The following is a 23,706-nucleotide window of genomic DNA, read 5'->3' as shown; positions in this document are numbered from 1 at the left end:
CTACAAAACAAAAAAGTCGTCCAAAAATAATTTCTGACGACTTTTTTTATGTAATTCAATTTCGTTTAATCATTCATTGAAATCAAAAACTCTTCGTTATTTCGGGTTTTCTTAAATCGGTCGTTGATAAAATCCATGGCTTCCACCGGATTCATGTCTGCTAAATATTTCCGCATAATCCACATGCGTTGAATGGTATTTTCATCCAATAATAAGTCATCACGTCGCGTACTTGAAGAAGTTAAATCAATCGCAGGGAAAATACGTTTATTGGAAATTTTTCTATCCAATTGAAGCTCCATGTTACCGGTTCCTTTGAATTCTTCAAAGATAACTTCATCCATTTTAGAACCTGTTTCAGTAAGAGCTGTGGCAATGATACTCAACGAACCACCATTTTCGATGTTTCGGGCAGCACCAAAGAAACGTTTAGGTTTTTGTAATGCATTAGCATCCACCCCACCACTCAATACTTTTCCTGATGCCGGTTGAACGGTGTTGTAAGCTCTTGCCAAACGTGTAATGGAATCCAATAAAATCACAACATCGTGTCCACACTCAACCAAACGTTTTGCTTTTTCAAGTACAATGTTGGCTACTTTCACGTGGCGATCGGCTGGTTCATCAAAGGTTGAAGCAATAACTTCGCCACGCACATTGCGTTGCATGTCGGTTACCTCTTCCGGACGTTCATCTATTAATAAAACGATTAAATATACTTCAGGATGGTTGGCTGCAATGGTGTTGGCGATGTCTTTCAACAACATGGTTTTACCTGTTTTGGGCTGAGCCACAATCATACCACGTTGTCCTTTTCCTATTGGAGAAAACAAATCGATAATTCGGGTTGAAACAGTTGCTTGTTTTTCGGCTAATTTGAATTTTTCTTGTGGAAAAATCGGTGTTAAATGTTCAAATGAAACACGATCTCTGACTACTTGCGGATCATGACCGTTAATTTTTAACACTTTTACTAATGGGAAAAACTTTTCTCCTTCTTTAGGAGGTCGAACCACACCTTTCACTGTATCTCCGGTCTTTAAACCAAAAAGGCGAATTTGTGATGTGGATAAATAAATATCGTCCGGTGAAGCCAAATAATTATAGTCCGAAGAACGCAAAAAGCCATATCCATCGGGCATCATTTCCAAAACCCCTTCACTTTCGATGATTCCGTCAAACTCATAGTCGGCGTCTCGATAATTGGTCTTTTTATTTTTAAAATTTGGATTATGGTTTCCATTTCCGTTTCCATTGCCATTTTGATGCTTTTGAAAAGGCTGGTTTTGCTGACGTTGAGGCTGGTTTTCAGTATTTGATACCTGATTTTCGTCTGTAGCCGGAGGTGTTTGAACTTCGGTTGTATCGGATGCTTCCGGTTCTTCATTTTTCTTTTTAAATACCTTTTTCTCAAACTTTGATTTGATGAACTTCGCCGGTCTATCATTGCCTTTAGTATCTTGAGTAGACGATTGCGTTTCAACTTTGCTTTCTTGTGCAGCCGTTTCTTCAACTTTCATCAAGGGCGTTGTTTCCGTTTCAGAAAATAATGTAGAAACTTGTTCTTTATTATCTTTATTGGCCACAATTCGTGCTCGTTTGCTTTTTGACGCAGGTTCTTCGGCAGGTGATTTCTTCTCAGTATTTGAAACACTATTTTGTGCTTCAATAATTTTTTGAATTAAATCATCTTTTTTTACGCCGTTGAATTTAATTGTTTTGGCTGCTTTCGCAATTTCTTGAAGCTCAGCAAGCTTCATTTCTTTTAATACAGAAATTTCAAACATGAATGTTCTAGGATGTTAATTTTTAGTCGGAAAATGTAATGAGGTACACTATAAATATTTTATCTGCGGTAATGAAGAAAAACAGATTTATACTGCAATATTACAAATATTTTTTAATAAACAATAGCAATTATTAAAAAAGAAAATATATTTTTGCCTTTATAATAATAAAAAATGTTACAAAGAATACAATCGCTCCATTTACTTGGTGCTATCTTATGTTCAGGAATTCTTCCTTTTTTTCTACCACTTTGGTTTGACGAAAATGGTTTTCCTTTTTATTTCCAAGGAGATTTACCTATTTCCATTTTATTTGGTTTCAGTGCTTTATTGTCAATATTAGCAATAATATCCTACCGAAAAAGACAACATCAATTTGTACTTTGCAGATTGAACATCATATTAAACGTAATTTTATTGTTATTATTTGTGTTGTATGCTCCAAAATTATCTGGAGACCCGTATGTGTCTAAGAAGGGTATTGGGCTGGTTCTTCCTTTACTTTCTATCGTGTTTTTAGCGTTAGCCAATATCGCTATTCAAAAGGATGAAAAGCTCGTAAAATCGTCGGGCAGACTACGTAAATAATACTGTAAACTTAGTTTATTTTAGTGCGTTAAAAATCCGAACCAGAAGTTCGGATTTTTTTTATCGTCTTTTTTTTAAATTTTTGATAGAACGGATTCTATAAATTATCAAAGGAATGAATAATTTATAAGTAATTTTTTCTACATTTGATATTACATTACATAAAAATAAACTTTAAAATTACATGTCTGAAAAAATACGAATTCATTTAGCTGATGATCATCAAGTCTTAATCGATGGGATGTTGGCAGTACTTAAAACGAATTCAAAATTTGAAGTTGTTGGGCATTCTTTAAATGGATTAGAATTGGTTGATAAAATTCAATCAAATGAGGCTGACATTTTGATCATGGATATTAATATGCCTCATAAAGATGGAATAGAAGTTTTAAAAGAGTTATCCCAAACTAAACATTCTTGTCGCGTTATCATTTTATCGAGTTATGACGATATTAAGTTAATTAAAGAAGTTTTAAAATTAGGAGCCAATGGTTATCTTTCTAAACAATGTGCCGGAGAGAGTATTGTGGAAGCCATTGAAAGCGTAGCAGCCGGAAAAGATTATTTTTCACAAAACATTCAAGAGAAAATTGTTAGTTCTTTTTCGGGAAATGGCACTGAGCCTTCTACCAATGAAGTTTCTATCAACACGAATTTAACCGACCGAGAATTAGAAATTTTAAAACTCATTTCTCTGGAATACAGCGGAAAAGAAATTGGCGAAGAACTTTCCATCAGTTTAAATACTGTGGAAACTCATCGGAAAAATTTAATCAAAAAACTGAATGTAAAAAATACAATTGGTATAGTGAAATTTGCAATTAAAAATAACTTAATCAAACAATAACTATGGAACTATTAAATACTTATTTAACAGAACGAATAGATACAGACAATTACAAACTAACCTATTACTTTCCAGATAATTGTGATATTAGCTTCACACAAAAAGATGGTGTATATTCAGTTGAAATCAAACTTCAAAAAGGACAAACTCAACCGTCTTCAAATTATATATCTGATACAATTAATTGCACACAATACAATGGTCAAATTGAAATTGTTTTTGTACAACAAATTTATGACCCTACAGGGAATGGTTGGGGTGATGGAACTGCAATAAGACCAAAAATGAAAATTTTGATTGATGGATAAGTTTTTTTTGCTTTTTTTCTTTTTTTTTCTAGGATTAACAATAGCTGTAAGTCAGTCGATGATTGATTCAATAGATTATTATTCTGAAAAAAAAGAATTAACAAAAGCTATAAATTATGCGAAAAACAAATCTGAAGAATATTTAAATCAAAAAAAATATCAAGATTTCTGTAAAATTTCTGTTCGTAAATCAAAACTTTATGGAACTCTAAACGATCACGACAAATCGCTAGGTACACTTTACAAGGCTTTGTCTATTTCTGAAAAAAACAAATTACGTGGTAAAGCAGAAATAATCGAACAAATTGCAACACATTATTCTATTATCGGTGACACTTTAAAAGCTTTTAAAAATTATTACAAAGCAAAACGTATAGCTTTAACAGAAAAAGACACCGCTTCTCTTAAAAATATTTATCAGAATCTTTTCAGGCTACACACTGTAAATAAAGTTGACAGCTCATATATTTACATGAAAAAGAAATTTGAGTTGGACAAATTGGTCAACTCGCCTTTTGGGATTGCTGGCAGTTATAATAATCATTTTGTTTATTACACATTGATTAATAAGCATTCAATGGCTAAATCTTATTTAGATAGTAGTTATAGTTATGCCATTAAAATAAACAACAAAAAACTAATCATCTCATCATTAAGTAATTACGGATATTACTACATGCAATTTGAAAATGATTTTAAAAAAGGGGCTGATACATACGAAAAAATAAAAAAAGATTTCAAAGATGATTTAAGTACTTTTGACTATGTAGAATTATATAGTAATCTAGTTTATGCCTATGAACAATTGGGCGATTACAAACGTGCTAATTTCAATAGTTCTTTAGCCTTGGATTATAGTAAAATGTTATACAATGAAAACCTAAATGATAAAATACGTGAAATAGAAACTAAATACATCATTGAAAAGGTTGAGGATGAATTCAAAGAAAAATCGAAACAACTGGAAGAAAGACAAAGTCGAAACAGAAAAATCATTTTCATATTTGTAGCTTTATTTGGGTTCAGTTTGGTGTTGTTTTATTTCTTTTATCAAAACTTACAATTAAAACAACGCAACAAAATCAAAGAATTAGATAGTGAAATTCAGGAAAACATCATCAACGCCTCTATTGACGGACAAGAAATTGAACGAAAAAAACTCTCTGAAGTACTTCACGACAACATTAGTGCTTTACTCTCGTCTGCCGGTTTGCATTTATCCGCTTATTTAGTTGGGCAAAAAGGCGAAACTCCGGAAGAAATTCTAAAAGCTAGATCACTCTTGAAAGAAGCTCATGATCAAGTACGTGATTTATCTCATGAATTAGTACCACCTGTTTTAGCGAAATTGGGTTTATACTACGCTGTACAAGATTTATGCGAAAAAAATTCAAATTCTATTATCCATTTTACCTTTAACTTTTTCGATTCGAACCAAAAAAGATACAACGAAGAATTTGAAACCAAAGTCTATTTCATCATCACTGAACTTGTGAATAATATTGTAAAACATAGTAAAGCAACCAGTGGTTACATCACATTGGAAGAACGAAATAATCAAATCATCATCAACGTAGAAGATAACGGAAAAGGGTTTGACAGCACAAAAACCTTTTGCAGCGACGGTTTTGGTCTTACTCAGATTAAAGCCCGTGTAAAAAACCTTAAAGGCAAAATTACCATTAATTCAAAACTAAATGCAGGAACATTGGTTTACATTAAATTACAGATTCCTCATTAAATTTTCTTTTCCATTTCTATAATTTCCAAGGCTTTAATTTGTTCTCCGTCAATTTCAAATCGCAGCATTGTTCGTACTTGATGAAATCCGTGAATTCCGGCGGCTCCCGGATTCATGTGTAACATATTCAACGTTTTATCAAATTGAACTTTTAAAATATGCGAATGACCACAAATAAATAGCTTTGGCGGATTTTTTCGAAGTTCTTCCCGAATCGCTTGATTATATTTTCCGGGATAACCACCAATATGCGTGATTAAAACCTCCACTCCTTCACAAAAAAAACGATTGTTCATCGGAAATTCCATTCGAGCTTTGTCGTTATCGATATTGCCATAAACCGCCCGTAGTGGTTTAAATTTTTTAATTTCATCGGTCACTGCCAAATCACCAATATCTCCGGCATGCCAGACTTCATCGGCTAAACGGACATACTTGAGAATTTTTTCATCCAAATAACTATGTGTATCAGAAAGAAGAAGAATTTTTTTCAATTTTTAAATTTTCAAGGGAATACGAAGATACAAAGATTTTACAAGTGAAAACTGTGTTCGTGAGTGAATTTCCATCCTCAATCTTCCATCTCTCCAAAGTTTAACGTAAAATTATATACCCCTTAAATTTGATACAATTTCAATTCAATTATCTTTGTGGATTGAAATATGAGATACTTTATCAAACTAGCCTATAACGGAACCAATTACCACGGGTGGCAAACACAACCTAATGCCGTTTCTGTACAAGAAACTTTGGAAAAAGCACTTTCGCTTTTACTTAAAAATAAAATTGAAATTGTGGCTGCCGGTCGAACAGACGCCGGTGTTCATGCCAAAGAAATGTTTGCTCATTTTGATTTTGAAGAAGAAATTGATAGTGATTTTTGGGTCCCTAAACTCAATTCCTATCTACCAAAAGATATTGTAATCTATTCGATTTTTGAAGTTGAAGCAGAAGCTCATGCCCGTTTTGATGCCATCGAAAGAACTTACGAATACCTCATTCATTCCACCAAAGATGCTTTTATTAACGAATTAAGCTGGTATCATTTTTATCCTTTAAATTTGGAAAAAATGAACCAAGCCACCAAAATTTTAGTAGAATATACCGATTTTGAATGTTTTTCAAAAGTGAATACGGATGTGTTTACATTTAATTGTAAAATAAAAAATGCTTTTTGGAAACAGAGAGACAACCAATTAATTTTTACAATAACTGCTGATCGTTTTTTGCGAAATATGGTGCGAGCCATCGTTGGAACTATGATCAATATTGGCCAAGGAAAAATTGAACCGGAAGACTTGCGAACCATCATCGAAAGTAAAAACCGGAGTCAGGCAGGGTTTTCTGCACCGGCTCACGGACTCTATTTAACCCGAATTTTATATCCCTATAGCACCGAATGAAAGCATTTGATACTCAATTATTCAAACGAATTTTATTCTATACCAAACCCTATCAATGGCGGTTTAAAGGAGTAATATTTTGGGCAATCGGACTTTCTGTTTTTGCCGCTCTTCGTCCCTATTTATTGAAAAATACAGTTGATGATTATATCAAAACAAATGACAGTCAGGGCTTGATGTTTTATATATTATTAATGGGAATTGTATTAATTCTTGAAGTACTATCGCAATTTTATTTTGTCTATTGGGCCAATTGGCTAGGCCAAGATATTGTTCGCGACATCCGAATCAAGCTTTTTGACCACATGCTTCGGTTTAAAATGAAATATTACGACCATTCTCCGGTTGGTCAATTGGTCACTCGTTCCGTTTCAGATATTGAAGCCATTGCTCGTATTTTCAGTCAAGGATTATTCATGATTATCAGTGATTTAATGAAAATGGTGGCTGTTATTTTTGTCATGTTTTATATGAATTGGAAACTTTCATGGATTGCTATTTTGGCCATGCCCATTTTAATTTATGCCACCCGAATTTTTCAATTAAAAATGAAATCGGCATTTGAAGAAGTGCGAACACAAGTGGCAAACATCAACACATTTGTGCAGGAAAGAGTGACCGGAATGAAAGTTGTTCAACTTTTTTCAAGAGAACAAATTGATTATGAAAAGTTTAAAGTCATTAATGACAAACACAATAAAGCATGGATAAAAACAGTTTGGTATAACTCTATTTTCTTTCCGATTGCCGACTTGGTTACCTATTTCACCTTAGCTTTTGTGGTCTATTTTGGTGGTTTATCGTTGATTGGAGGAGAAACAACCACCACTTTTGGAGATTTATTTACGTATACGATGTTGATTGGGATGTTATTCAACCCGCTTCGACAAATTGCCGATAAATTCAACGAGATGCAAATGGGGATGATAGCCGCCAATCGTGTTTTTGCCATTTTAGATATGCAAGACCAAGTGCAGGAAAACGGAACGGTTGAAGCTCCACATTTTGAAGGAAAATTATCTTTTCAAGAGGTTCGTTTTGGTTATATTGAAGAGGAAGAAGTAATTAAAGGTATAAATTTAGAAGTCAATCCGGGCGAAACCATCGCTATTGTAGGCTCCACCGGTGCAGGAAAATCAACCATAATTAATTTATTAAATCGATTTTACGAAATTCAAAGTGGTTCCATTTCCATCGATGGAAAAGACATTAAAACCTTTGAATTGAAAAGTTTACGCAAGCAAATTGCTGTAGTTTTGCAGGATGTTTTTCTGTTTGCTGACACCATTCTGAATAATATTACACTCGATAATCCAAACATTACCAGAGAGGATGTTATTGAAGCAGCCCAAAAAATTGGCGTTCATGAATTCATCATGACTTTGCCCAATGACTATGATTATAATGTAAAAGAACGTGGTGTGATGCTTTCTTCCGGACAACGCCAATTGATTGCTTTTCTTCGTGCTTATGTGAGCAATCCGAGTATTTTAATTTTGGACGAAGCTACCTCTTCTATCGATACGTATTCTGAAGAATTAATTCAAAGAGCGACAGAAAAAATAACCAAAGGAAGGACTTCCATTGTTATAGCACACCGCCTTGCTACTATTGTGAATGCCGATAAAATTATTGTGATGGATAAAGGAAAAATCGTTGAACAAGGCAAACATGCTGAACTCTTATTAAACGAAAAAGGATTTTATAAAAATTTATACGATTCGCAATTTGTAACGGAACATTAGAAAGTTGTCTGTTGTCAGTTATCCGAAAACAGACAACGGACAACCGAAAACTGTTTATCAAAAAACTTTTTAAAAACATATTAAATCATTAAATTCGCAAACTGTAATTACGAAAAAATCCATAGATAATGAAATACGATATTATTGTTTTAGGTAGTGGTCCGGGTGGTTATGTAACTGCTATTCGTGCCTCGCAATTGGGCTTTAAAGTAGCCGTTATTGAAAAAGAAAGTTTAGGCGGTGTTTGTTTAAATTGGGGATGTATCCCGACCAAAGCTCTTTTAAAGTCGGCTCAAGTATTTGAATACCTGAAACATGCATCTGATTACGGATTGACCGTAAAAGAATTCGATAAAGATTTTGGAGCCGTTATCAACCGTAGCCGTGGAGTGGCAGATGGAATGAGTAAAGGGGTTCAATTTTTGATGAAAAAAAATAAAATTGATGTCATCGAAGGTTTTGGAAAAATAAAACCGGGCAAAAAAATTGATGTTACCGCTGCCGATGGTAAAGTAACTGAATACAGTGCCGATCATATCATCATTGCAACCGGAGCTCGTTCTCGCGAGTTACCCAACTTGCCGCAAGATGGTAAAAAAGTAATTGGTTACCGTCAAGCCATGACATTGCCGGAACAACCTAAGAAAATGATTGTCGTGGGTTCAGGTGCCATTGGTGTTGAATTTGCGAGTTTTTATAATGCCATGGGAACAGAGGTAACCATTGTGGAGTTCATGCCTAACATTGTTCCGGTGGAAGATGAAGATGTATCAAAACAATTCGAACGTTCGTTGAAAAAAGCCGGCATTTCAATTATGACCAATTCTTCTGTTGAACGAATTGACACAAGCGGAAATGGTGTAAAAGCTTTTGTAAAAACAGCCAAAGGCGAAGAAGTTTTAGAAGCTGACATTTTATTATCTGCAGTTGGAATTAAAACCAACATTGAAAACATTGGTTTAGAAGAGGTTGGAATTGCTGTTGACCGCGATAAAATTTTAGTAAATGATTATTACCAAACCAATATCCCTGGTTATTATGCCATTGGCGATGTTACTCCCGGACAAGCGTTAGCTCACGTGGCTTCCGCAGAAGGAATTTTGTGTGTTGAAAAAATTGCCGGACACCACGTTGAACCAATTGATTATGGCAATGTTCCGGGTTGTACATATGCTACCCCTGAAATTGCATCAGTAGGTTTAACTGAAAAACAAGCGAAAGAAAAAGGATACGAATTAAAAGTGGGTAAATTTCCATTTACCGCTTCCGGAAAAGCAAAAGCAGCCGGAACTCCGGACGGTTTTGTAAAAGTTATTTTTGATGCCAAATATGGTGAATGGTTAGGTTGTCACATGATTGGTGCCGGCGTAACCGATATGATTGCCGAAGCTGTTGTAGCCCGTAAATTAGAAACAACCGGTCACGAAATCTTAAAAGCGATTCACCCACACCCTACTATGAGTGAAGCGGTAATGGAAGCTGTGGCAGATGCGTATGGCGAAGTGATTCATCTTTAATAATATTTTTCAAAATAATAAGCCGTTCAATTTTAAGTTGGACGGTTTTTTTATGAAAAAAATCCAAATTTGAAAAAACTATATTCTAATAATACTTTTTAATAATATATTTGTAGCCGTAAGAAAAATTGGAGAAATGAAAAGAATAATTATCGCTATCATTTTGTTGTTTAATCTTGTGGGAAATGCCCAAGATAATAGTGTTGAAAAAAATATTTTTGGCATTCAAACCGGACTTTTCGGAGCTTGGATAACTAACGAGACTCGTTTGGCAAACAAATTTAGTTTACGTTCTGAAATTGGTATGGACTTAGGTTTGGCAACAAATAATAACGATGATGTTACTTCACTTTTTATTCCATCAATCCGAATGGAGCCAAGATGGCATTATAATTTAGATAAACGAGTTGAAAAAGGTCGTTCGATAAAAAATAACAGTTCCAATTTCCTAGCTTTAAATTTTATTTATAGTCCAGATTGGTTTTATATTTCTAAAGTGGATAATATTAATGTAATCAGTACACTATCGATTATTCCAAAATGGGCAATTAAAAGAAATATTGGAAATTCCAATTTTAATTACGAAGCCGGTTTTGGGATTGGTTATGCTATTTATTTTGAAGAATACCGAGGCGACAGATCAGGTGCAGCTGTTGATTTACATGCAAGAATTGGTTACACTTTTTAAAGCATTACCGCTTCTTTCTTAGCCAACTCAAATTCTTCCATCACCGAATCAATGATTTCTTTCACCGGTTTGATATCGTGAATTAATCCGGCAATTTGACCGATTTCTAATTCGCCTTCTACCAAATCACCTTCAAACATACCGCGTTTGGCTCGGGCTCGTCCTAACAATTCTTTTAATTCTTCGGTGGTAGGGCATTTTGCATACAATTCTTGCAAGTCATTAAAAAACTTATTCTTAATCAAACGAACAGGAGCTAATTCTTTTAATGTAACCAAAGTGTTGCCTTCTTGGGTATCAATAATGGTTTGCTTAAAATTTTCATGAGCTGAACTTTCAACAGAAGCCGCAAAACGACTTCCCATTTGAACACCATCCGCACCCAAAATCATAGCGGCTAACATTCCTCTTCCGGTTGCAATTCCACCCGCTGCAATTAACGGAATGGTAATATTTTCCTTCACCATCGGTATTAATGTTAAGGTGGTTGTTTCTTCTCTTCCATTGTGTCCACCCGCCTCAAAACCTTCTGCAACAACGGCATCTACACCGGCATCTTGGGCTTTTAAGGCAAATTTTGAACTACTTACCACATGCACCACCGTAATTCCTTTTTCCTTTAAAAAAGGTGTCCACGTTTTCGGATTTCCGGCTGATGTGAAAACAATTTTCACTCCTTCTTCCACAATGATTTGCATGATTTTTTCAATGTTGGGATACAACATCGGTACATTTACGCCAAAAGGCTTATCAGTAGCTTTTTTACATTTTTGGATATGTTCACGCAAAACATCCGGATACATCGAACCGGCTCCAATTAATCCTAAACCACCGGCATTACTCACGGCACTGGCTAATTTATATCCACTGTTCCAAATCATTCCCCCTTGAATAATTGGGTATTGTATATTAAATAGAGATGTTATTCTGTTCATTAAAATTGAATTAAAAAGAAAAGACCAATTTACGAAATTACACCCGAACCTACTAATTCATCCTTACTATTCCAAGCCACAAATTGACCTTCGGTGATGGCAGATTGTGGTTCATCGAAAACTACAAATAATCCACTTTCAAATTGATGCAACGTTGCTTTTTGTAAAGCTTGGCGGTATCGAATTCGAGCCATGACTTCCATCGTTTCTCCATTATTTAATCGTAAATCTTCTCGTATCCAATGAATTTCTTGTGGTTGAACTTTTAATGTTTTTCTGAATAATCCCAGATGCGTTTGACCTTGTCCGGTATATATCGTATTGGTTTCAATATCAGTGGCAATGATGAATAAGGCTTCTTTTGTACCCCCCACATTTAATCCTTTGCGTTGACCGATGGTAAAATAATGTGCTCCTTGGTGTTTGCCAACGATTTTCCCCATGGTTGGTAAATAATGGTAGGGTTGCGAATCAAAATTCAATTGCTCTTCTAACGATTCAAAAGTTGGTTTATCTATAGAATAAATGGGGTCATTTTTATCAATTTCGATAATAATGCCTTCTTTGGGTTGTAATTGTTGTTGTAAAAATTCAGGTAATCTTACTTTTCCAATGAAACATAACCCTTGTGAATCTTTCTTTTCGGCAGTAATTAAATCCAATTTTGAAGCAATTTCCCGAACTTGTGGTTTCGTTAATTCGCCAATCGGAAACAACGATTTTGACAATTGTTCCTGTGATAACTGACATAAAAAATACGATTGATCTTTATTGTTATCAATTCCTGCTAGTAATTGATAGATTTCTTTTCCGTCTTTTTCAAGAATTCCTTTGCGGCAATAGTGTCCGGTTGCCACATAATCAGCTCCTAACGAAAGGGCTATTTTCATGAATACATCAAATTTGATTTCGCGGTTACAAAGTACATCAGGGTTTGGCGTTCGACCGTTCTCGTATTCTTTGAACATATAGTCCACGATTCGGTCTTTATATTCTTCGCTTAAATCAACGGTTTGAAATGGGATTCCGAGTTTTTCGGCCACTAAAAGAGCATCATTGGAATCTTCCAACCACGGACATTCGTTAGAGATTGTCACGGAATCATCGTGCCAATTTTTCATAAACAACCCGATAACTTCGTACCCTTGTTCTTTCAATAAATACGCCGCAACACTGGAATCCACTCCGCCGGAAAGTCCGACTACTACTCTTTTCATTTCAACAATTTTTGCAAAGGTAGTTATTTCTGAAATTACTGTTTCTGTGCTTTAACTTTTCTTTTGGCCTCACCTGCAGGAGTTTTTGGTTTAGCTTTTTTCTTTTCGCTACGGTTTTCTTCTTTCACGAGCTTATCTTTTTCGTAAAATTTCCAAATACCAACTGATTTTCCGTTTTTAAATTCCCCAACCGTATATTTTCCACCCGCCGCTTCTCTAAAAATAGCTTGTCCGTGGTATTGACCATTCTTAAAGAACGATTCTTCCAAAACGATTCCGTTTTCCGCCACTTTTTTATAAGGTCCGTCTTTTATTCCGTTAATGTAATTTGATTCTTCAGCAATTAAACCGGTGTTGTAAAATACTTTTTTAATACCATGTAATTTTCCATTCTTATAATTCTCTAAATTCATAATGGTATCCGAACGGAGATGATAAAACTTCCATTCTCCTTCATGGACTTTATTAACTAATTTTCCTTCACTTACTTTGTGTTTTCCATTAAAAACAATGGTGTAACATGAACCATCATTCGCAGAAAAATCGCGTGTAGCCACCACTTTTTTAACTTTAGTATTGTCATAAAAAGTAAATACACCCACTTCTTTACCATGTTTAAACTCACCTTCATATTTGAGGTTTTTGGTGTCTTCATAGTAACCCTTCCAAATGCCATGTTTGTTCCCGTTTGCATCGAGTTGATTTATTCTGTCTTGAGCAAAAATTGCAGATGATATAAGAAAAATAATTAAAACATTATTTTTAAAAAATTGACCACTCATGTGTATATTATTTTTATTAATAAAACTAAACAAGAACAAAAATAGTATAACAAAAACATATTTTGTTTGAAAATGCACAAATTTAAATCTGCTTAATTTATTTTCTTATTTAATAAATACATGAATAATACTAACTAAACAATGATGACTTTATATACTATTTGATTTAAAATAGCATAAACAAAATTACTTTAAAACTATAATGTTTATTAATTTTTTGTTAAAATTAAACAAAAATAACCTTAACAAAGAGATTAAACAATTCGTAAAAATACCATATAAAACAAGGTCTTAATTAAAATATCATGTTCATATTAGACATTAAAAAATCATATATTGTTTATCTTATTTAATAAATAGTTAAACAATATTAAAAAATATTTCTATATTTGTACCGAACAATAAAAAACTCAATAACTATGAAAAATGGAAAATTTTTAAAATCAGTATTATTTGCTTTTTTAGCAATAGCTACCTTATCTTGTAGCGATGATGATTCAAATCCGCCACAAAGCAATACAATTGCTGCCATTGCTTCTCGTACTCCGGATTTAAGTACATTGGTACAAGCTTTAGATCGTGCAGGTTTAGTTGCTGCTGTTGATGGAACTACTCAATTAACTGTTTTTGCTCCGACCAATGCAGCTTTCGACACTTTCTTCGCTGGTTTAGGATCGGGTGTTAACGTAAACAACGTTGATGTTGACGTATTAAGACAAGTATTATTAAACCACGTTGTTTCAGGTAGTGTTCAATCCTCACAGTTATCAACTGGATACATTAACACATCAGCGACTTACAACGGTGAAGCAAACAAAAATTTAAGTATGTATGTGAGTACCTCACCTGGCGTAAGATTGAATGGTGTATCTAATGTTGTGACACCAAATATTATTGCTTCTAATGGTGTGGTCCATGTAGTAGATGCAGTAATTGGTTTACCTACTGTAGTTACTTTTGCTGCAGCTGATCCAAATTTCTCTGCTTTAGCGGGAGCTTTAACTGCACAAGGATTAGTTCCAACATTAAATTCATCTACAACTCCAGCACCATTTACAGTTTTTGCACCTACAAACGATGCTTTTGCTGCTTTAGATAATGATCTTCCAGGTGTAGTTGCTTCTTTAACATCAGAACAGTTAACCGCTGTATTGACACATCACGTAATTGCCGGAGGAAATGTGAGATCAAGCGATTTGACTCCTAATGGTACAACAACAGCTCCTTCTTTACAAGGTCAAAATTTGAATATCACTCTACCGGGAACAAATGGCAATATCGCCAATATTACTGATGGTTCTGGCAGAACAATGGGAATTGTAGCCGTCGATGTTCAAGCTGCTAATGGTGTTATACACGTATTAAATAATGTATTGGTACCCGACTTAAACTAATATTAAAAATTGTTATGAAAAAGAAAAGCTCCGAAGTTATCGGAGCTTTTTTTATAGCCTATTTCTTCAATTTCTTTTGCTTTTCAGCCTCTTCCATCATTTCCTGCATTTTGCGTTGGAAACGATTCATGGTTTTAGGCTTCGTTTTGTTCTCTTGAATTTGAGCGTGAATCTTTTTGTCATCGATGATGTAATTTTTAATGACTAACATAATTCCAATCGTGATCGTATTTGAAATAAAATAGTATAAACTCAAGCCAGATGCAAAATTATTAAAGAAAAACAACATCATTAACGGAGAAATATAAATCATAATTTTCATGATTTTACCCATATCCGGCATGCCTTCTTGTGGAGGAGTGCTCATCGCTTGGTCTCCGGTTGTCATTTTCATGTAAAAGAAAATAGCAACAGAAGCTAAAATCGGGAATAAACTCACGTGGTTACCATAAAAAGGAATGTAAAAAGGTAAATTGATGATCGAATCAAATGAAGATAAATCATCTGCCCACAAGAAACTTTTTTGTCTTAAATCTATTGCCGACGGGAAGAAACTGAACAAGGCATAGAAAACAGGAATTTGTAATAAAGCCGGTAAGCATCCTGCCATAGGGTTCACCCCCGCCTTGGAATACAATTTCATGGTTTCCTGTTGCTTCTTCATCGGGTCTTTTGCGAATTTGGTACTTAATTCCTGAATTTCCGGACGCAAAACCTTCATCTTTGCTTGGGAAAGATATGATTTATAGGTAACAGGCGACATGACAATTCGTACCAAAATGGTTAAGATAATAATGGCGATTCCGTAAGGTAAAAACCCAATCAACAAGTCGAAAGTAGGGATAAATATATAGCGGTTTATCCAACCGAAAATCCCCCAACCTAACGGTACGATTTCATCTAAATTTTTGTCGTATTTGTTTAAAATATGGTAATCAGCCGGTCCGTAATACCAATTCATATTGTAATTTACTTCTCCATTTTTGAAAGCTAGAGGAACAGTTGCTTTAAACTGCTTAGTAAACAAAGTATCTTTTTCTTCGTCTTTCACTAGATTTTCCGAAACTACAACTGCTTTTTCAAAAGCAGTGTCAGTCAATAAAACTGAAGTGAAAAAATGTTGTTTAAATGCAATATACGATACGTCCACTGGCTCATCCGAGGTTGAAGAACTTTGACCTAAATAATCGTCTTTTCCACCTTCATATTCGAAAATAAGCTCTGTATAACGGTTCTCGTAAGTTACACTTTTCTCATTGCGATAGGTTTTGATTTTCCAATCTAAATTTAACGGATTGGATGTGTTTAAAACCGTATTTAAACCTTGGGAACGAATGGCAAAATCAAGCATGTATTCGTTTGGTTTCAATACATAACGATACTCTAAGTATTGATTATTTCCTGCCTTTAATTTTAATGAAACGACTTGGTTATTTCCTTCTTTAGACAAAGTAGGTTCAAAAAACAAGTCTTTAGTATTTAACGTACGATTATCGTTGGTTTTTAATTCAATGTTAAAATCGGCATTGCCATCTTTAATCAAATGCACTTTTTTGCCGGAACCTTTACGGAATTGTTCAAATTCTTTCATTTCTGCCTCAACGATGTAACCCCCTTTGTTGGCAATTTTTAATCGCAAAACTTCATTTTCAACGGTTGTGAATTCATTCTTTGCTGAAGGAAGTGAAGCCGAATAAGCAAAAGACCCTAAGCTACTTTGTAATTGAGCAGCTTGAATTGAGTCAGAAACCGGTTCAACCGCTTTTATTTCTGTTTTTGCAACTTTTGTTGAAGTAGGTTTTTCTTTGGCCTCAACTTGTTCTTGTTGAGCCTTTTTAGCTCTTTCTTTTGCTTCGTTTTGTTGGCTGTTGTACATGACCCAAATCAGAATTAGGAATATTAATCCGAATCCGATGATCGAGTTTAAGTCTAATTTTTTTTCTTCCATTTACTTACTTATTAGAATTTACGCTTCCGAATTAAACAGAAACGGTTTTATGTTGTACAGCCGCTTTAACAAATCCAACAAAAATTGGATGCGGATTGGCTACTGTACTTTTATATTCCGGGTGGTATTGCACTCCGATGAAAAACGGATGGTTTTCAATTTCAATAATTTCAACCAAACCTGTCTCTGGGTTTATACCACTTGTTTTTAAACCAGCTTTTTCTAACTGCTCTTTATATTGTCCATTAAATTCAAAACGATGACGATGACGTTCTTCAATTTGACTTTTTCCATAAATCTGATACACCAACGAATCTTTTTCTAGGTTACATTTCCAACTTCCCAAACGCATGGTTCCGCCTTTATCGGTAATGGTTTTTTGTTCTTCCATCAAATCGATTACCGGATGATTAGTTTGCGAATTCATTTCGGTTGAATTGGCATCTTCTAAACCTAGAACAGTTCGAGCATATTCAATCACTGCCATTTGCATTCCCAAACAAATTCCGAAAAAAGGAATGTTGTTTTCACGAACATAACGTACGGTTTCTATTTTTCCTTCAATTCCTCTTTCTCCAAATCCGGGTGCGACTAAAATTCCATCGAAACCACCTATTTTTTCAGCTACATTATTTCTATCAATATATTCTGAATGTACGCTAACAATATTCACTTTCGTTTCGTTGGCGGCACCGGCGTGAATAAACGCTTCTAAAATGGATTTATACGAATCTTGTAATTCCACATATTTTCCAACCAAACCGATATTAACCGTGTGTTTTGGGTTTTTCAATTTGTATAAAAACTCGTTCCATTGTTTCAAATCGGGAGAAGATTTTTCAGGTAAATTCAATTTTTTCAACGCTACTTTATCCAAACCTTCTTCCAACATCAAATTGGGTACATCATAAATTGTTGAGGCATCAATGGACTGAATCACCGCTTCCCTTTTTACATTACAGAACAACGCTAATTTTTGACGTAATTCATCAGACAATTCATGTTCCGTTCGGCAAACTAAAATATCCGCTTGAATTCCGCTTTCCATTAAGGTTTTTACGGAATGTTGCGTTGGTTTTGTTTTCAATTCCCCTGCCGCAGCCAAATACGGAATCAATGTCAAATGAATAACGATGGCATTTTCTTCCCCCAATTCCCATAACAATTGACGAACCGATTCGATGTAAGGCAATGATTCAATATCACCCACCGTTCCACCAATTTCGGTGATCACGATGTCAAAATTGCCAGAATTTCCCAACAACTGCATTCTTTCTTTAATTTCGTTGGTTATATGCGGTACCACTTGTACCGTTTTACCTAAAAATTCGCCTCTTCTTTCCTTTTCAATCACAGAAAGATAGACTCTTCCTGTAGTTACGTTATTGGCTTGCGAAGTGGGAACGTTTAAAAAACGCTCGTAATGACCCAAATCCAAATCGGTTTCTGCTCCATCATCTGTTACATAACATTCGCCGTGTTCATAAGGATTTAATGTTCCCGGATCGACGTTGATATACGGGTCGAACTTTTGTATGGTGGTTCGATAACCTCTGGCTTGCAATAATTTTGCTAACGAAGCCGCAATAATTCCTTTTCCCAAGGAAGAAGTTACGCCACCCGTTACAAAAATATACTTCGTCTGATTCATTGTGTTGTTGTTTGTTGTTGTAGTTGTGTGTGATGAATTAAAAGACATACTTTAATGCAAAACGGTGCAAAAGTACGATTTAATTCATCAATGTAAAAATGAAATATTGAGATTGTGATGTAATTATTGAATTTAGAAAAAATTCAATGAATTTCAATAATTATGGTTTAGGAAATTTGTCTTTAATCGTTCGAATTAAATGTTCTAAACCGTTCAATTTAAGTTCATAAATCAACTGAAGTTGTTGTCCGAGTTCTCCTTTAGGAAAACCTTTTTGATGGTACCAAACAATATAATATTCAGGCAAATCGATCAAGTATCTCCCTTCATATTTTCCGAATGGCATTTTGGTATGAGCTAATTTGATAAGAATTTTTTGTTGATTCAAGAAGGTTGTCAGTTGTCAGTTGTCGGTTGACAGCTAACTGACAACCGAAAACAGAAGATTATTTCCAATTAAAAGTAATTTCCTTTTCAATATCCGGATGAAGACTCAACAGCACCGGACAAGTCATCGCAGCTCTTTCCAATATTATTTTGGTTTTATCATCAGCGGCTATATTCATGTTTAAAACGGTAATAATTTTGGCGATTTTTCTAGGTTCTGCCTGCATGATTTTGGTCACTTCAACGGTTGAACCGGTCAAATCCACATTCAAATCTCTGGATTTTATTCCCATAATGGAAATCATGCAAGTCGCTAAAGAATTGGCAACCAAATCGGTTGGCGAAAAGGCTTCACCTTTCCCGTGATTATCTTTAGGAGCGTCTGACAAAATTTCTGTACCCGATTGTAAATGAACGGATGTAGTGCGTAAATCGCCAATATAAGTCACTTTGGATGTCATTATTCAACAGGTTTAACGGTTAAATCTTCTTCGTATCGCATAATGTAAACACCTTTATTCGAATAACCGGAAGCTAATTTTTTCTCGTAATCAAATTTATTTTCTATACCTTCCGTTGCTGTTGATTGTATTGTAGTTTCAAAATCTTCTTCCTGGGAAAGTCGGAGCATTGTGTCGAAAACTAAATCAAAACCACGCACAGCATACTGATTAGGATAAACATTGTTTATTTTCTTGTAGTTGGCTGCAAAAACTAATGATTCAGGAGTGTCTTTATACTTTGTTAAAGATGGAAAAATAATATTATGTTTTATAATTCTTCGAAAAACTTCATCTGTTTCAAAAGTTGGATTAATATCTAAAACAACCAACTCCGTCTGAAAACCGGCAGCTTTTGCATTTACATAATGTGTTATAGCATTGAGAACCATTCCTGTTGTAGCTGTTTCAAGTATAAAATAGTTCACCTTGTCTTTTGAAAGTTTAGGAGTGATACTATCACCGATAACCCCACCTTTTTCGCCTAATGGTACAATAAAAATATCTTTATGATTTTCTTCAATAAATTGTTTAGAAGAGCCTTTTTTTCTGTCTATCATGGCAATCATATTGCCTTTTTTAGAACGAATATAATCGAACATTACGTTCTTCACAAATTCTGCAGAAGGTAACGATTGATACAAATTGCTGTAGGATTTTGCTGTTTCCCGCAAAGGTGAAATAATTGGAATATTATTGGGATTTAAAAGTTCTGCAGCCATTTCTACATATTGAGGATAAAAAGGACCTATCACAACATCCGCTTGATGAATGTTGTTGTTTTGAAGAATAGAAACAACGTTGGACGAACTCTTAGTTTCTTGAGAATCAAATATTTTTACATTGAAATTAAGTCCAAGTCGTTTGGCAGAATCTATCGCCATCAAAACGCCTGAATAATAATCTAACGTCATATTTAAAAACCCATCTCGTTTCAATCTAGCTTGAGTTGATAAGGTAGTATCGCTCTCAATGTTGGATACATTAAAAGGAATTAATAAAACTATTTCTTTTTTTTCTTTTCTTACAATGGATTTACTTAAATCTTTTACTTCACGAACAGTACCTAAATTAAAGGTAACATCTGATGGAACTTTGAGGAGCATCCCTTCTCTAACACCTTCTTTAATTTCCGGATTTAAAGCAATCAATTCGTCTTGACTCAAACGAAACATTTTAGCTAAACCAAATAACGTTTCTTTAGGTTTTACTTCGTAAGTCAAATATTTACCATTGTTGGGTACTTCGATTTTTTTAGTTGGAATAGAAGTCGTTGTATCGACTGTTTTTCCTTTTGTAATGATTAATTTTTGTCCGATTGTTAAGCCCGATTTTACCTCAGGATTCAACACTTCAAGTTCTTCAACTGATACATTGTATTGTTTAGAAATACCATACAACGTTTCTTTTGGTTGCACTTCGTGAAAAACGGATTTAGTATTAATGTTTACATTTGCAACAACTTCTGATTTACTGCCTGAAATTTGAATTGTTTGTCCTATTTTGAGTCCGTCGGTTTTTACTTCCGGATTCAATCGTTCCAATTCCTCAACTGTTGTATCATATTGTTTAGCTATACCAAACAAAGTTTCTTTTGGCTGAACTTCATGGGTCTTTTGTTCTTCGTTTTGCACTTTTGTTATCACTGAGTTTGGAATGAGCAAAACTGCATTTTCTTGAATACCATTTTGAGCATCTGGATTCAAACGATAAATATCATAAGGTGTAACTTTGTATTTCTGAGCAATTTGAGTAATTGTTTCTCCTTTAACAACTATATGCTTTTTATAAGTAGACGTTTGTGCCATCAAAAAATTGGTGACAATCAAAAAAACAATTAGAGTTCTAAATATTAATATCATACTTGTAGGTTACTGCTATTTAAATGCGTTTAATTGGCTTTTATAGTTAATACTTGACCGGCTTGTAATCCATTTTTTAATAAACGTTCATTTTGGCTAATTATGGTTTCAATTGAAACATTATATTTTTTTGATAATCCATATAAGGTTTCTTTTGGAGCCACCGTATGCTTGATTATTTCGCCTGTATTTTGATTATTTACAGTTTTGGCCGGTTTTTCGTCTTTTTTAACCACTTTAGTATTTTCAGTACCAACAACTGTGCCATCCGGAATTTTTAATGTTTGACCGGCTTGCAAAACATTTTTCATCAAAATTGTATTTGCATTTTTGATTTCATCCACTGAAACATTGTATAGTTTAGAAAGTCCATATAAAGTTTCACCCGGTTTCACTTTGTGCATTTTGATGATGGTATTTCTTTTTTGAACAACTGTTTTTTCATGTTGTTCAGCTGGTTTTGGAATTGTCTCCGTTGGATTTGAAACCGGTTTCGCTTGATAATTTTCAGTAGGAAGAACAATTTCCGGGGATTTTTGTGGTGCATAAAACTCTAAAACCATACCCTCTTTTAAACCATCAATAGCAAAACGATTGGCTCTGTATATTTCAGCTGGATCTACCACATATTTTTTAGAAATGTCTAATACGGTTTCACCCGAAGCTACTGTGTGTTTCACAGGATCCATTCCGGGTTTCACGACGGTTTGTGAAAAAGTGATTTGGGGGCTTAGCAATATCATTGCTCCAAACAAAAACTTCTTCATCTTTTATTTAACTTAAAATTATTCCCACTCAATTGTTGCAGGCGGTTTAGAACTAATGTCATACACCACACGGTTTACTCCTTTTACCTTATTGATGATTTCATTGGATATTTTCATCAAGAAATCATAAGGCAAATGAACCCAATCTGCGGTCATTCCATCAGTTGATTCAACAGCTCTTAACGCTACTACTTTTTCATAGGTACGTTCGTCACCCATTACTCCTACGCTATTTACGGGGAGCAAAATGGCACCTGCTTGCCAAACTTGATCATAGAGTCCGTGTGATTTTAGACCTTCGATAAAGATAGCATCAACTTCTTGCAATATACGAACTTTTTCTTTTGTTATATCGCCTAAAATTCGGATTGATAATCCGGGCCCCGGAAAAGGATGTCTTCCCAATAATTCAGGGTCAATTCCCAGTGTTGCTCCTACTCGACGCACTTCATCTTTGAACAGCATTCGCAATGGTTCAACAATTTTTAACTTCATAAAATCCGGTAAACCTCCCACATTATGATGCGATTTTATAGTTGCTGACGGTCCTTTTACCGAAATCGATTCAATCACGTCCGGATAAATCGTTCCTTGTGCCAACCATTTCACGTCTTCAATTCGATGTGCTTCATCATCAAAAACCTCGATAAACACTCTTCCGATGGCTTTACGTTTGGCTTCCGGTTCCTCAATTCCGGCTAACTGGTCTAAAAATCGATCGGCAGCATCTACTCCTTTTACATTCAATCCCATACCTTTGTATTGGTCTAATACATTTTGAAATTCATTTTTTCGCAACAAACCATTATTGACAAAAATACAATAGAGATTTTTGCCAATGGCTTTGTTTAACAAAACAGCTGCAACAGTTGAATCTACTCCACCCGAAAGTCCTAAAACCACTTTGTCTCCTTTGATTTTTTCTTGCAGTTCTGCTACAATTTCTTCTACAAACGCATTGGGAGTAAAGTTTTGTGGTACTTCAGCAATGCGAACTAAAAAGTTTTCCAACATTTGTTTTCCATCGGTAGAATGATATACTTCCGGGTGAAATTGAATGGCATAGGTTTTCTCGCCTTCAATTCGATAAGCTGCATTTTCTACATCTTTAGTACTAGCCAATCGAACTCCGTTTGTTGGTAATTTCTTAATCGTATCGCTGTGACTCATCCAAACCTGACTATTCAATGCTACTTCCTCAAAAAACGGATCGTGGTCATCCACAAAACTTAAATTAGCTCTACCGTATTCGCGAATGTTGGAAGGAGCTACTTCTCCACCATCAAAATGGGCCAAATATTGTGCTCCGTAACAAACGGCCAACAAAGGCATTTTACCTCTAATTTGTGATAAATCGGGATGAGGAGCATCTTCAGCTCGAACTGAAAAAGGACTTCCGGATAGAATTGTAGCCTTAAAGCTGGACAAATCTTCAGGAATTTTATTATAAGGAAAAATTTCGCAGAATATATTTAATTCCCGAACTCTTCTCGCAATAAGCTGTGTGTATTGCGAACCAAAATCTAAAATTAGTACGTTGTGTTGCATGGGCAAAAATAGCTATATTCTTGGAAAGTGAAAAACAGTTTCCAAGTTAAATTTTAATTTAATAAACCGTATTGAATATTTGTTAACTCGT

Annotated in this window: 21 protein-coding genes; 9 read left to right on the top strand and 12 right to left on the bottom strand. The window is 34.7% G+C overall.

Annotation, left to right across the window (positions count from 1 at the left end):
• Positions 1-65: 65 nt before the first annotated feature.
• Positions 66-1,787 carry a transcription termination factor Rho gene (gene rho, locus EQG68_RS08690; RefSeq protein ID WP_129464424.1) on the bottom strand — a complete coding sequence of 574 codons (1,722 nt, stop codon included), beginning with the start codon at positions 1,785-1,787 and terminating at the stop codon, positions 66-68.
• A 174-nt stretch (positions 1,788-1,961) separates the two neighbouring features.
• On the opposite strand from rho, the gene EQG68_RS08685 reads away from it, so the two are divergent.
• The 4 genes from EQG68_RS08685 to EQG68_RS08670 all read left to right on the top strand — a co-directional run bounded on the left by EQG68_RS08685 (position 1,962) and on the right by EQG68_RS08670 (position 5,271).
• Positions 1,962-2,375, top strand: coding sequence for a DUF4293 family protein (locus tag EQG68_RS08685; protein ID WP_129464423.1), 414 nt, complete (start codon positions 1,962-1,964; stop codon positions 2,373-2,375).
• A gap of 184 nt (positions 2,376-2,559) precedes the next feature.
• Entirely contained in the window at positions 2,560-3,222 is a 663-nt protein-coding gene (locus EQG68_RS08680) for a response regulator (RefSeq protein ID WP_129464422.1), read from the top strand.
• A 2-nt stretch (positions 3,223-3,224) separates the two neighbouring features.
• Positions 3,225-3,530 carry a hypothetical protein gene (locus tag EQG68_RS08675; RefSeq protein ID WP_129464421.1) on the top strand — a complete coding sequence of 102 codons (306 nt, stop codon included), beginning with the start codon at positions 3,225-3,227 and terminating at the stop codon, positions 3,528-3,530.
• Positions 3,523-5,271, top strand: a complete 1,749-nt coding sequence (locus EQG68_RS08670) for a sensor histidine kinase (protein WP_129464420.1) — start codon at positions 3,523-3,525, stop codon at positions 5,269-5,271. The genes EQG68_RS08675 and EQG68_RS08670 overlap by 8 nt, the downstream gene beginning before the upstream one ends.
• On the opposite strand, the gene EQG68_RS08665 is transcribed toward EQG68_RS08670, so the two are convergent.
• Positions 5,268-5,765, bottom strand: a complete 498-nt coding sequence (locus tag EQG68_RS08665) for a metallophosphoesterase family protein (RefSeq protein WP_129464419.1) — start codon at positions 5,763-5,765, stop codon at positions 5,268-5,270. The genes EQG68_RS08670 and EQG68_RS08665 overlap by 4 nt on opposite strands.
• Before the next feature lie 168 nt (positions 5,766-5,933).
• On the opposite strand from EQG68_RS08665, the gene truA reads away from it, so the two are divergent.
• The 4 genes from truA (at position 5,934) to EQG68_RS08645 (ending at position 10,624) form a co-directional block, all read left to right on the top strand.
• Positions 5,934-6,674, top strand: a complete 741-nt coding sequence (gene truA / locus EQG68_RS08660; protein ID WP_129464418.1) for a tRNA pseudouridine(38-40) synthase TruA — start codon at positions 5,934-5,936, stop codon at positions 6,672-6,674.
• On the top strand, positions 6,671-8,419 hold the full coding sequence (locus tag EQG68_RS08655; RefSeq protein WP_129464417.1) for an ABC transporter ATP-binding protein: 1,749 nt from the start codon (positions 6,671-6,673) through the stop codon (positions 8,417-8,419). Before truA ends, EQG68_RS08655 begins: the two co-directional genes overlap by 4 nt.
• A 128-nt stretch (positions 8,420-8,547) precedes the next feature.
• Positions 8,548-9,936, top strand: coding sequence for a dihydrolipoyl dehydrogenase (gene lpdA, locus EQG68_RS08650; RefSeq protein ID WP_129464416.1), 1,389 nt, complete (start codon positions 8,548-8,550; stop codon positions 9,934-9,936).
• Between the two features lie 136 nt (positions 9,937-10,072).
• On the top strand, positions 10,073-10,624 hold the full coding sequence (locus EQG68_RS08645) for a hypothetical protein (protein WP_129464415.1): 552 nt from the start codon (positions 10,073-10,075) through the stop codon (positions 10,622-10,624).
• Here the strand turns inward: EQG68_RS08645 and EQG68_RS08640 are convergent.
• Genes EQG68_RS08640 through EQG68_RS08630 form a run of 3 tightly spaced genes read right to left on the bottom strand, consistent with a single transcriptional unit; the run spans position 10,621 to position 13,558 of the window.
• Positions 10,621-11,559, bottom strand: coding sequence for an NAD(P)H-dependent flavin oxidoreductase (locus EQG68_RS08640; protein WP_129464414.1), 939 nt, complete (start codon positions 11,557-11,559; stop codon positions 10,621-10,623). The genes EQG68_RS08645 and EQG68_RS08640 overlap by 4 nt on opposite strands.
• A 29-nt stretch (positions 11,560-11,588) precedes the next feature.
• Complete coding sequence (mnmA, locus tag EQG68_RS08635) at positions 11,589-12,776, bottom strand: tRNA 2-thiouridine(34) synthase MnmA (protein ID WP_129464413.1); 1,188 nt, start codon at positions 12,774-12,776, stop codon at positions 11,589-11,591.
• Positions 12,777-12,811: 35 nt separating this feature from the next.
• Positions 12,812-13,558 carry a toxin-antitoxin system YwqK family antitoxin gene (locus EQG68_RS08630; RefSeq protein ID WP_187347464.1) on the bottom strand — a complete coding sequence of 249 codons (747 nt, stop codon included), beginning with the start codon at positions 13,556-13,558 and terminating at the stop codon, positions 12,812-12,814.
• A 419-nt stretch (positions 13,559-13,977) separates the two neighbouring features.
• Here EQG68_RS08630 and EQG68_RS08625 point away from each other — a divergent pair, with 419 nt between their 5' ends.
• Positions 13,978-14,952: a fasciclin domain-containing protein gene (locus tag EQG68_RS08625; protein WP_129464412.1), complete on the top strand. Its 975-nt coding sequence runs from the start codon at positions 13,978-13,980 to the stop codon at positions 14,950-14,952.
• Positions 14,953-15,010: 58 nt separating this feature from the next.
• On the opposite strand, the gene yidC is transcribed toward EQG68_RS08625, so the two are convergent.
• The 7 genes from yidC to guaA form a co-directional block, all read right to left on the bottom strand.
• On the bottom strand, positions 15,011-16,900 hold the full coding sequence (gene yidC, locus EQG68_RS08620; protein WP_129464411.1) for a membrane protein insertase YidC: 1,890 nt from the start codon (positions 16,898-16,900) through the stop codon (positions 15,011-15,013).
• Between the two features lie 31 nt (positions 16,901-16,931).
• On the bottom strand, positions 16,932-18,551 hold the full coding sequence (locus EQG68_RS08615) for a CTP synthase (RefSeq protein WP_129464410.1): 1,620 nt from the start codon (positions 18,549-18,551) through the stop codon (positions 16,932-16,934).
• Between the two features lie 160 nt (positions 18,552-18,711).
• Complete coding sequence (locus EQG68_RS08610; RefSeq protein WP_129464409.1) at positions 18,712-18,939, bottom strand: DUF3820 family protein; 228 nt, start codon at positions 18,937-18,939, stop codon at positions 18,712-18,714.
• 58 nt (positions 18,940-18,997) lie between these two features.
• The gene (locus tag EQG68_RS08605; RefSeq protein ID WP_129464408.1) at positions 18,998-19,399 is read right to left on the bottom strand and encodes an OsmC family protein; all 402 of its coding nucleotides are present in this window, start codon (positions 19,397-19,399) and stop codon (positions 18,998-19,000) included.
• Entirely contained in the window at positions 19,399-21,300 is a 1,902-nt protein-coding gene (locus tag EQG68_RS08600) for a LysM peptidoglycan-binding domain-containing protein (RefSeq protein ID WP_129464407.1), read from the bottom strand. The genes EQG68_RS08605 and EQG68_RS08600 overlap by 1 nt, the downstream gene beginning before the upstream one ends.
• 29 nt (positions 21,301-21,329) lie before the next feature.
• Entirely contained in the window at positions 21,330-22,067 is a 738-nt protein-coding gene (locus tag EQG68_RS08595) for a LysM peptidoglycan-binding domain-containing protein (RefSeq protein ID WP_129464406.1), read from the bottom strand.
• An 18-nt stretch (positions 22,068-22,085) separates the two neighbouring features.
• Positions 22,086-23,615 carry a glutamine-hydrolyzing GMP synthase gene (gene guaA / locus EQG68_RS08590; RefSeq protein WP_129464405.1) on the bottom strand — a complete coding sequence of 510 codons (1,530 nt, stop codon included), beginning with the start codon at positions 23,613-23,615 and terminating at the stop codon, positions 22,086-22,088.
• Between the last annotated feature and the right edge of the window lie 91 nt (positions 23,616-23,706).

It is taken from the genome of Flavobacterium piscinae (assembly GCF_004122145.1).
GTDB lineage: Bacteria > Bacteroidota > Bacteroidia > Flavobacteriales > Flavobacteriaceae > Flavobacterium > Flavobacterium piscinae.
Note: the sequence above shows the minus strand (reverse complement) of the source record. Positions and strands in the feature narration are given on the sequence as shown.

Coding starts and splice junctions, on each gene's coding strand:
- EQG68_RS08670 (WP_129464420.1), top strand. CDS start 3,523: ATGGATAAGTTTTTTTTGCTTTTTTTCTTTTTTTTTCTAGGATTAACA.
- guaA (WP_129464405.1), bottom strand. CDS start 23,615: ATGCAACACAACGTACTAATTTTAGATTTTGGTTCGCAATACACACAG.
- yidC (WP_129464411.1), bottom strand. CDS start 16,900: ATGGAAGAAAAAAAATTAGACTTAAACTCGATCATCGGATTCGGATTA.
- EQG68_RS08680 (WP_129464422.1), top strand. CDS start 2,560: ATGTCTGAAAAAATACGAATTCATTTAGCTGATGATCATCAAGTCTTA.
- EQG68_RS08685 (WP_129464423.1), top strand. CDS start 1,962: ATGTTACAAAGAATACAATCGCTCCATTTACTTGGTGCTATCTTATGT.
- lpdA (WP_129464416.1), top strand. CDS start 8,548: ATGAAATACGATATTATTGTTTTAGGTAGTGGTCCGGGTGGTTATGTA.
- EQG68_RS08605 (WP_129464408.1), bottom strand. CDS start 19,399: ATGACATCCAAAGTGACTTATATTGGCGATTTACGCACTACATCCGTT.
- EQG68_RS08640 (WP_129464414.1), bottom strand. CDS start 11,559: ATGAACAGAATAACATCTCTATTTAATATACAATACCCAATTATTCAA.
- EQG68_RS08655 (WP_129464417.1), top strand. CDS start 6,671: ATGAAAGCATTTGATACTCAATTATTCAAACGAATTTTATTCTATACC.
- EQG68_RS08600 (WP_129464407.1), bottom strand. CDS start 21,300: ATGATATTAATATTTAGAACTCTAATTGTTTTTTTGATTGTCACCAAT.
- EQG68_RS08595 (WP_129464406.1), bottom strand. CDS start 22,067: ATGAAGAAGTTTTTGTTTGGAGCAATGATATTGCTAAGCCCCCAAATC.
- truA (WP_129464418.1), top strand. CDS start 5,934: ATGAGATACTTTATCAAACTAGCCTATAACGGAACCAATTACCACGGG.
- EQG68_RS08630 (WP_187347464.1), bottom strand. CDS start 13,558: ATGAGTGGTCAATTTTTTAAAAATAATGTTTTAATTATTTTTCTTATA.
- mnmA (WP_129464413.1), bottom strand. CDS start 12,776: ATGAAAAGAGTAGTAGTCGGACTTTCCGGCGGAGTGGATTCCAGTGTT.
- EQG68_RS08675 (WP_129464421.1), top strand. CDS start 3,225: ATGGAACTATTAAATACTTATTTAACAGAACGAATAGATACAGACAAT.
- EQG68_RS08615 (WP_129464410.1), bottom strand. CDS start 18,551: ATGAATCAGACGAAGTATATTTTTGTAACGGGTGGCGTAACTTCTTCC.
- rho (WP_129464424.1), bottom strand. CDS start 1,787: ATGTTTGAAATTTCTGTATTAAAAGAAATGAAGCTTGCTGAGCTTCAA.
- EQG68_RS08625 (WP_129464412.1), top strand. CDS start 13,978: ATGAAAAATGGAAAATTTTTAAAATCAGTATTATTTGCTTTTTTAGCA.
- EQG68_RS08645 (WP_129464415.1), top strand. CDS start 10,073: ATGAAAAGAATAATTATCGCTATCATTTTGTTGTTTAATCTTGTGGGA.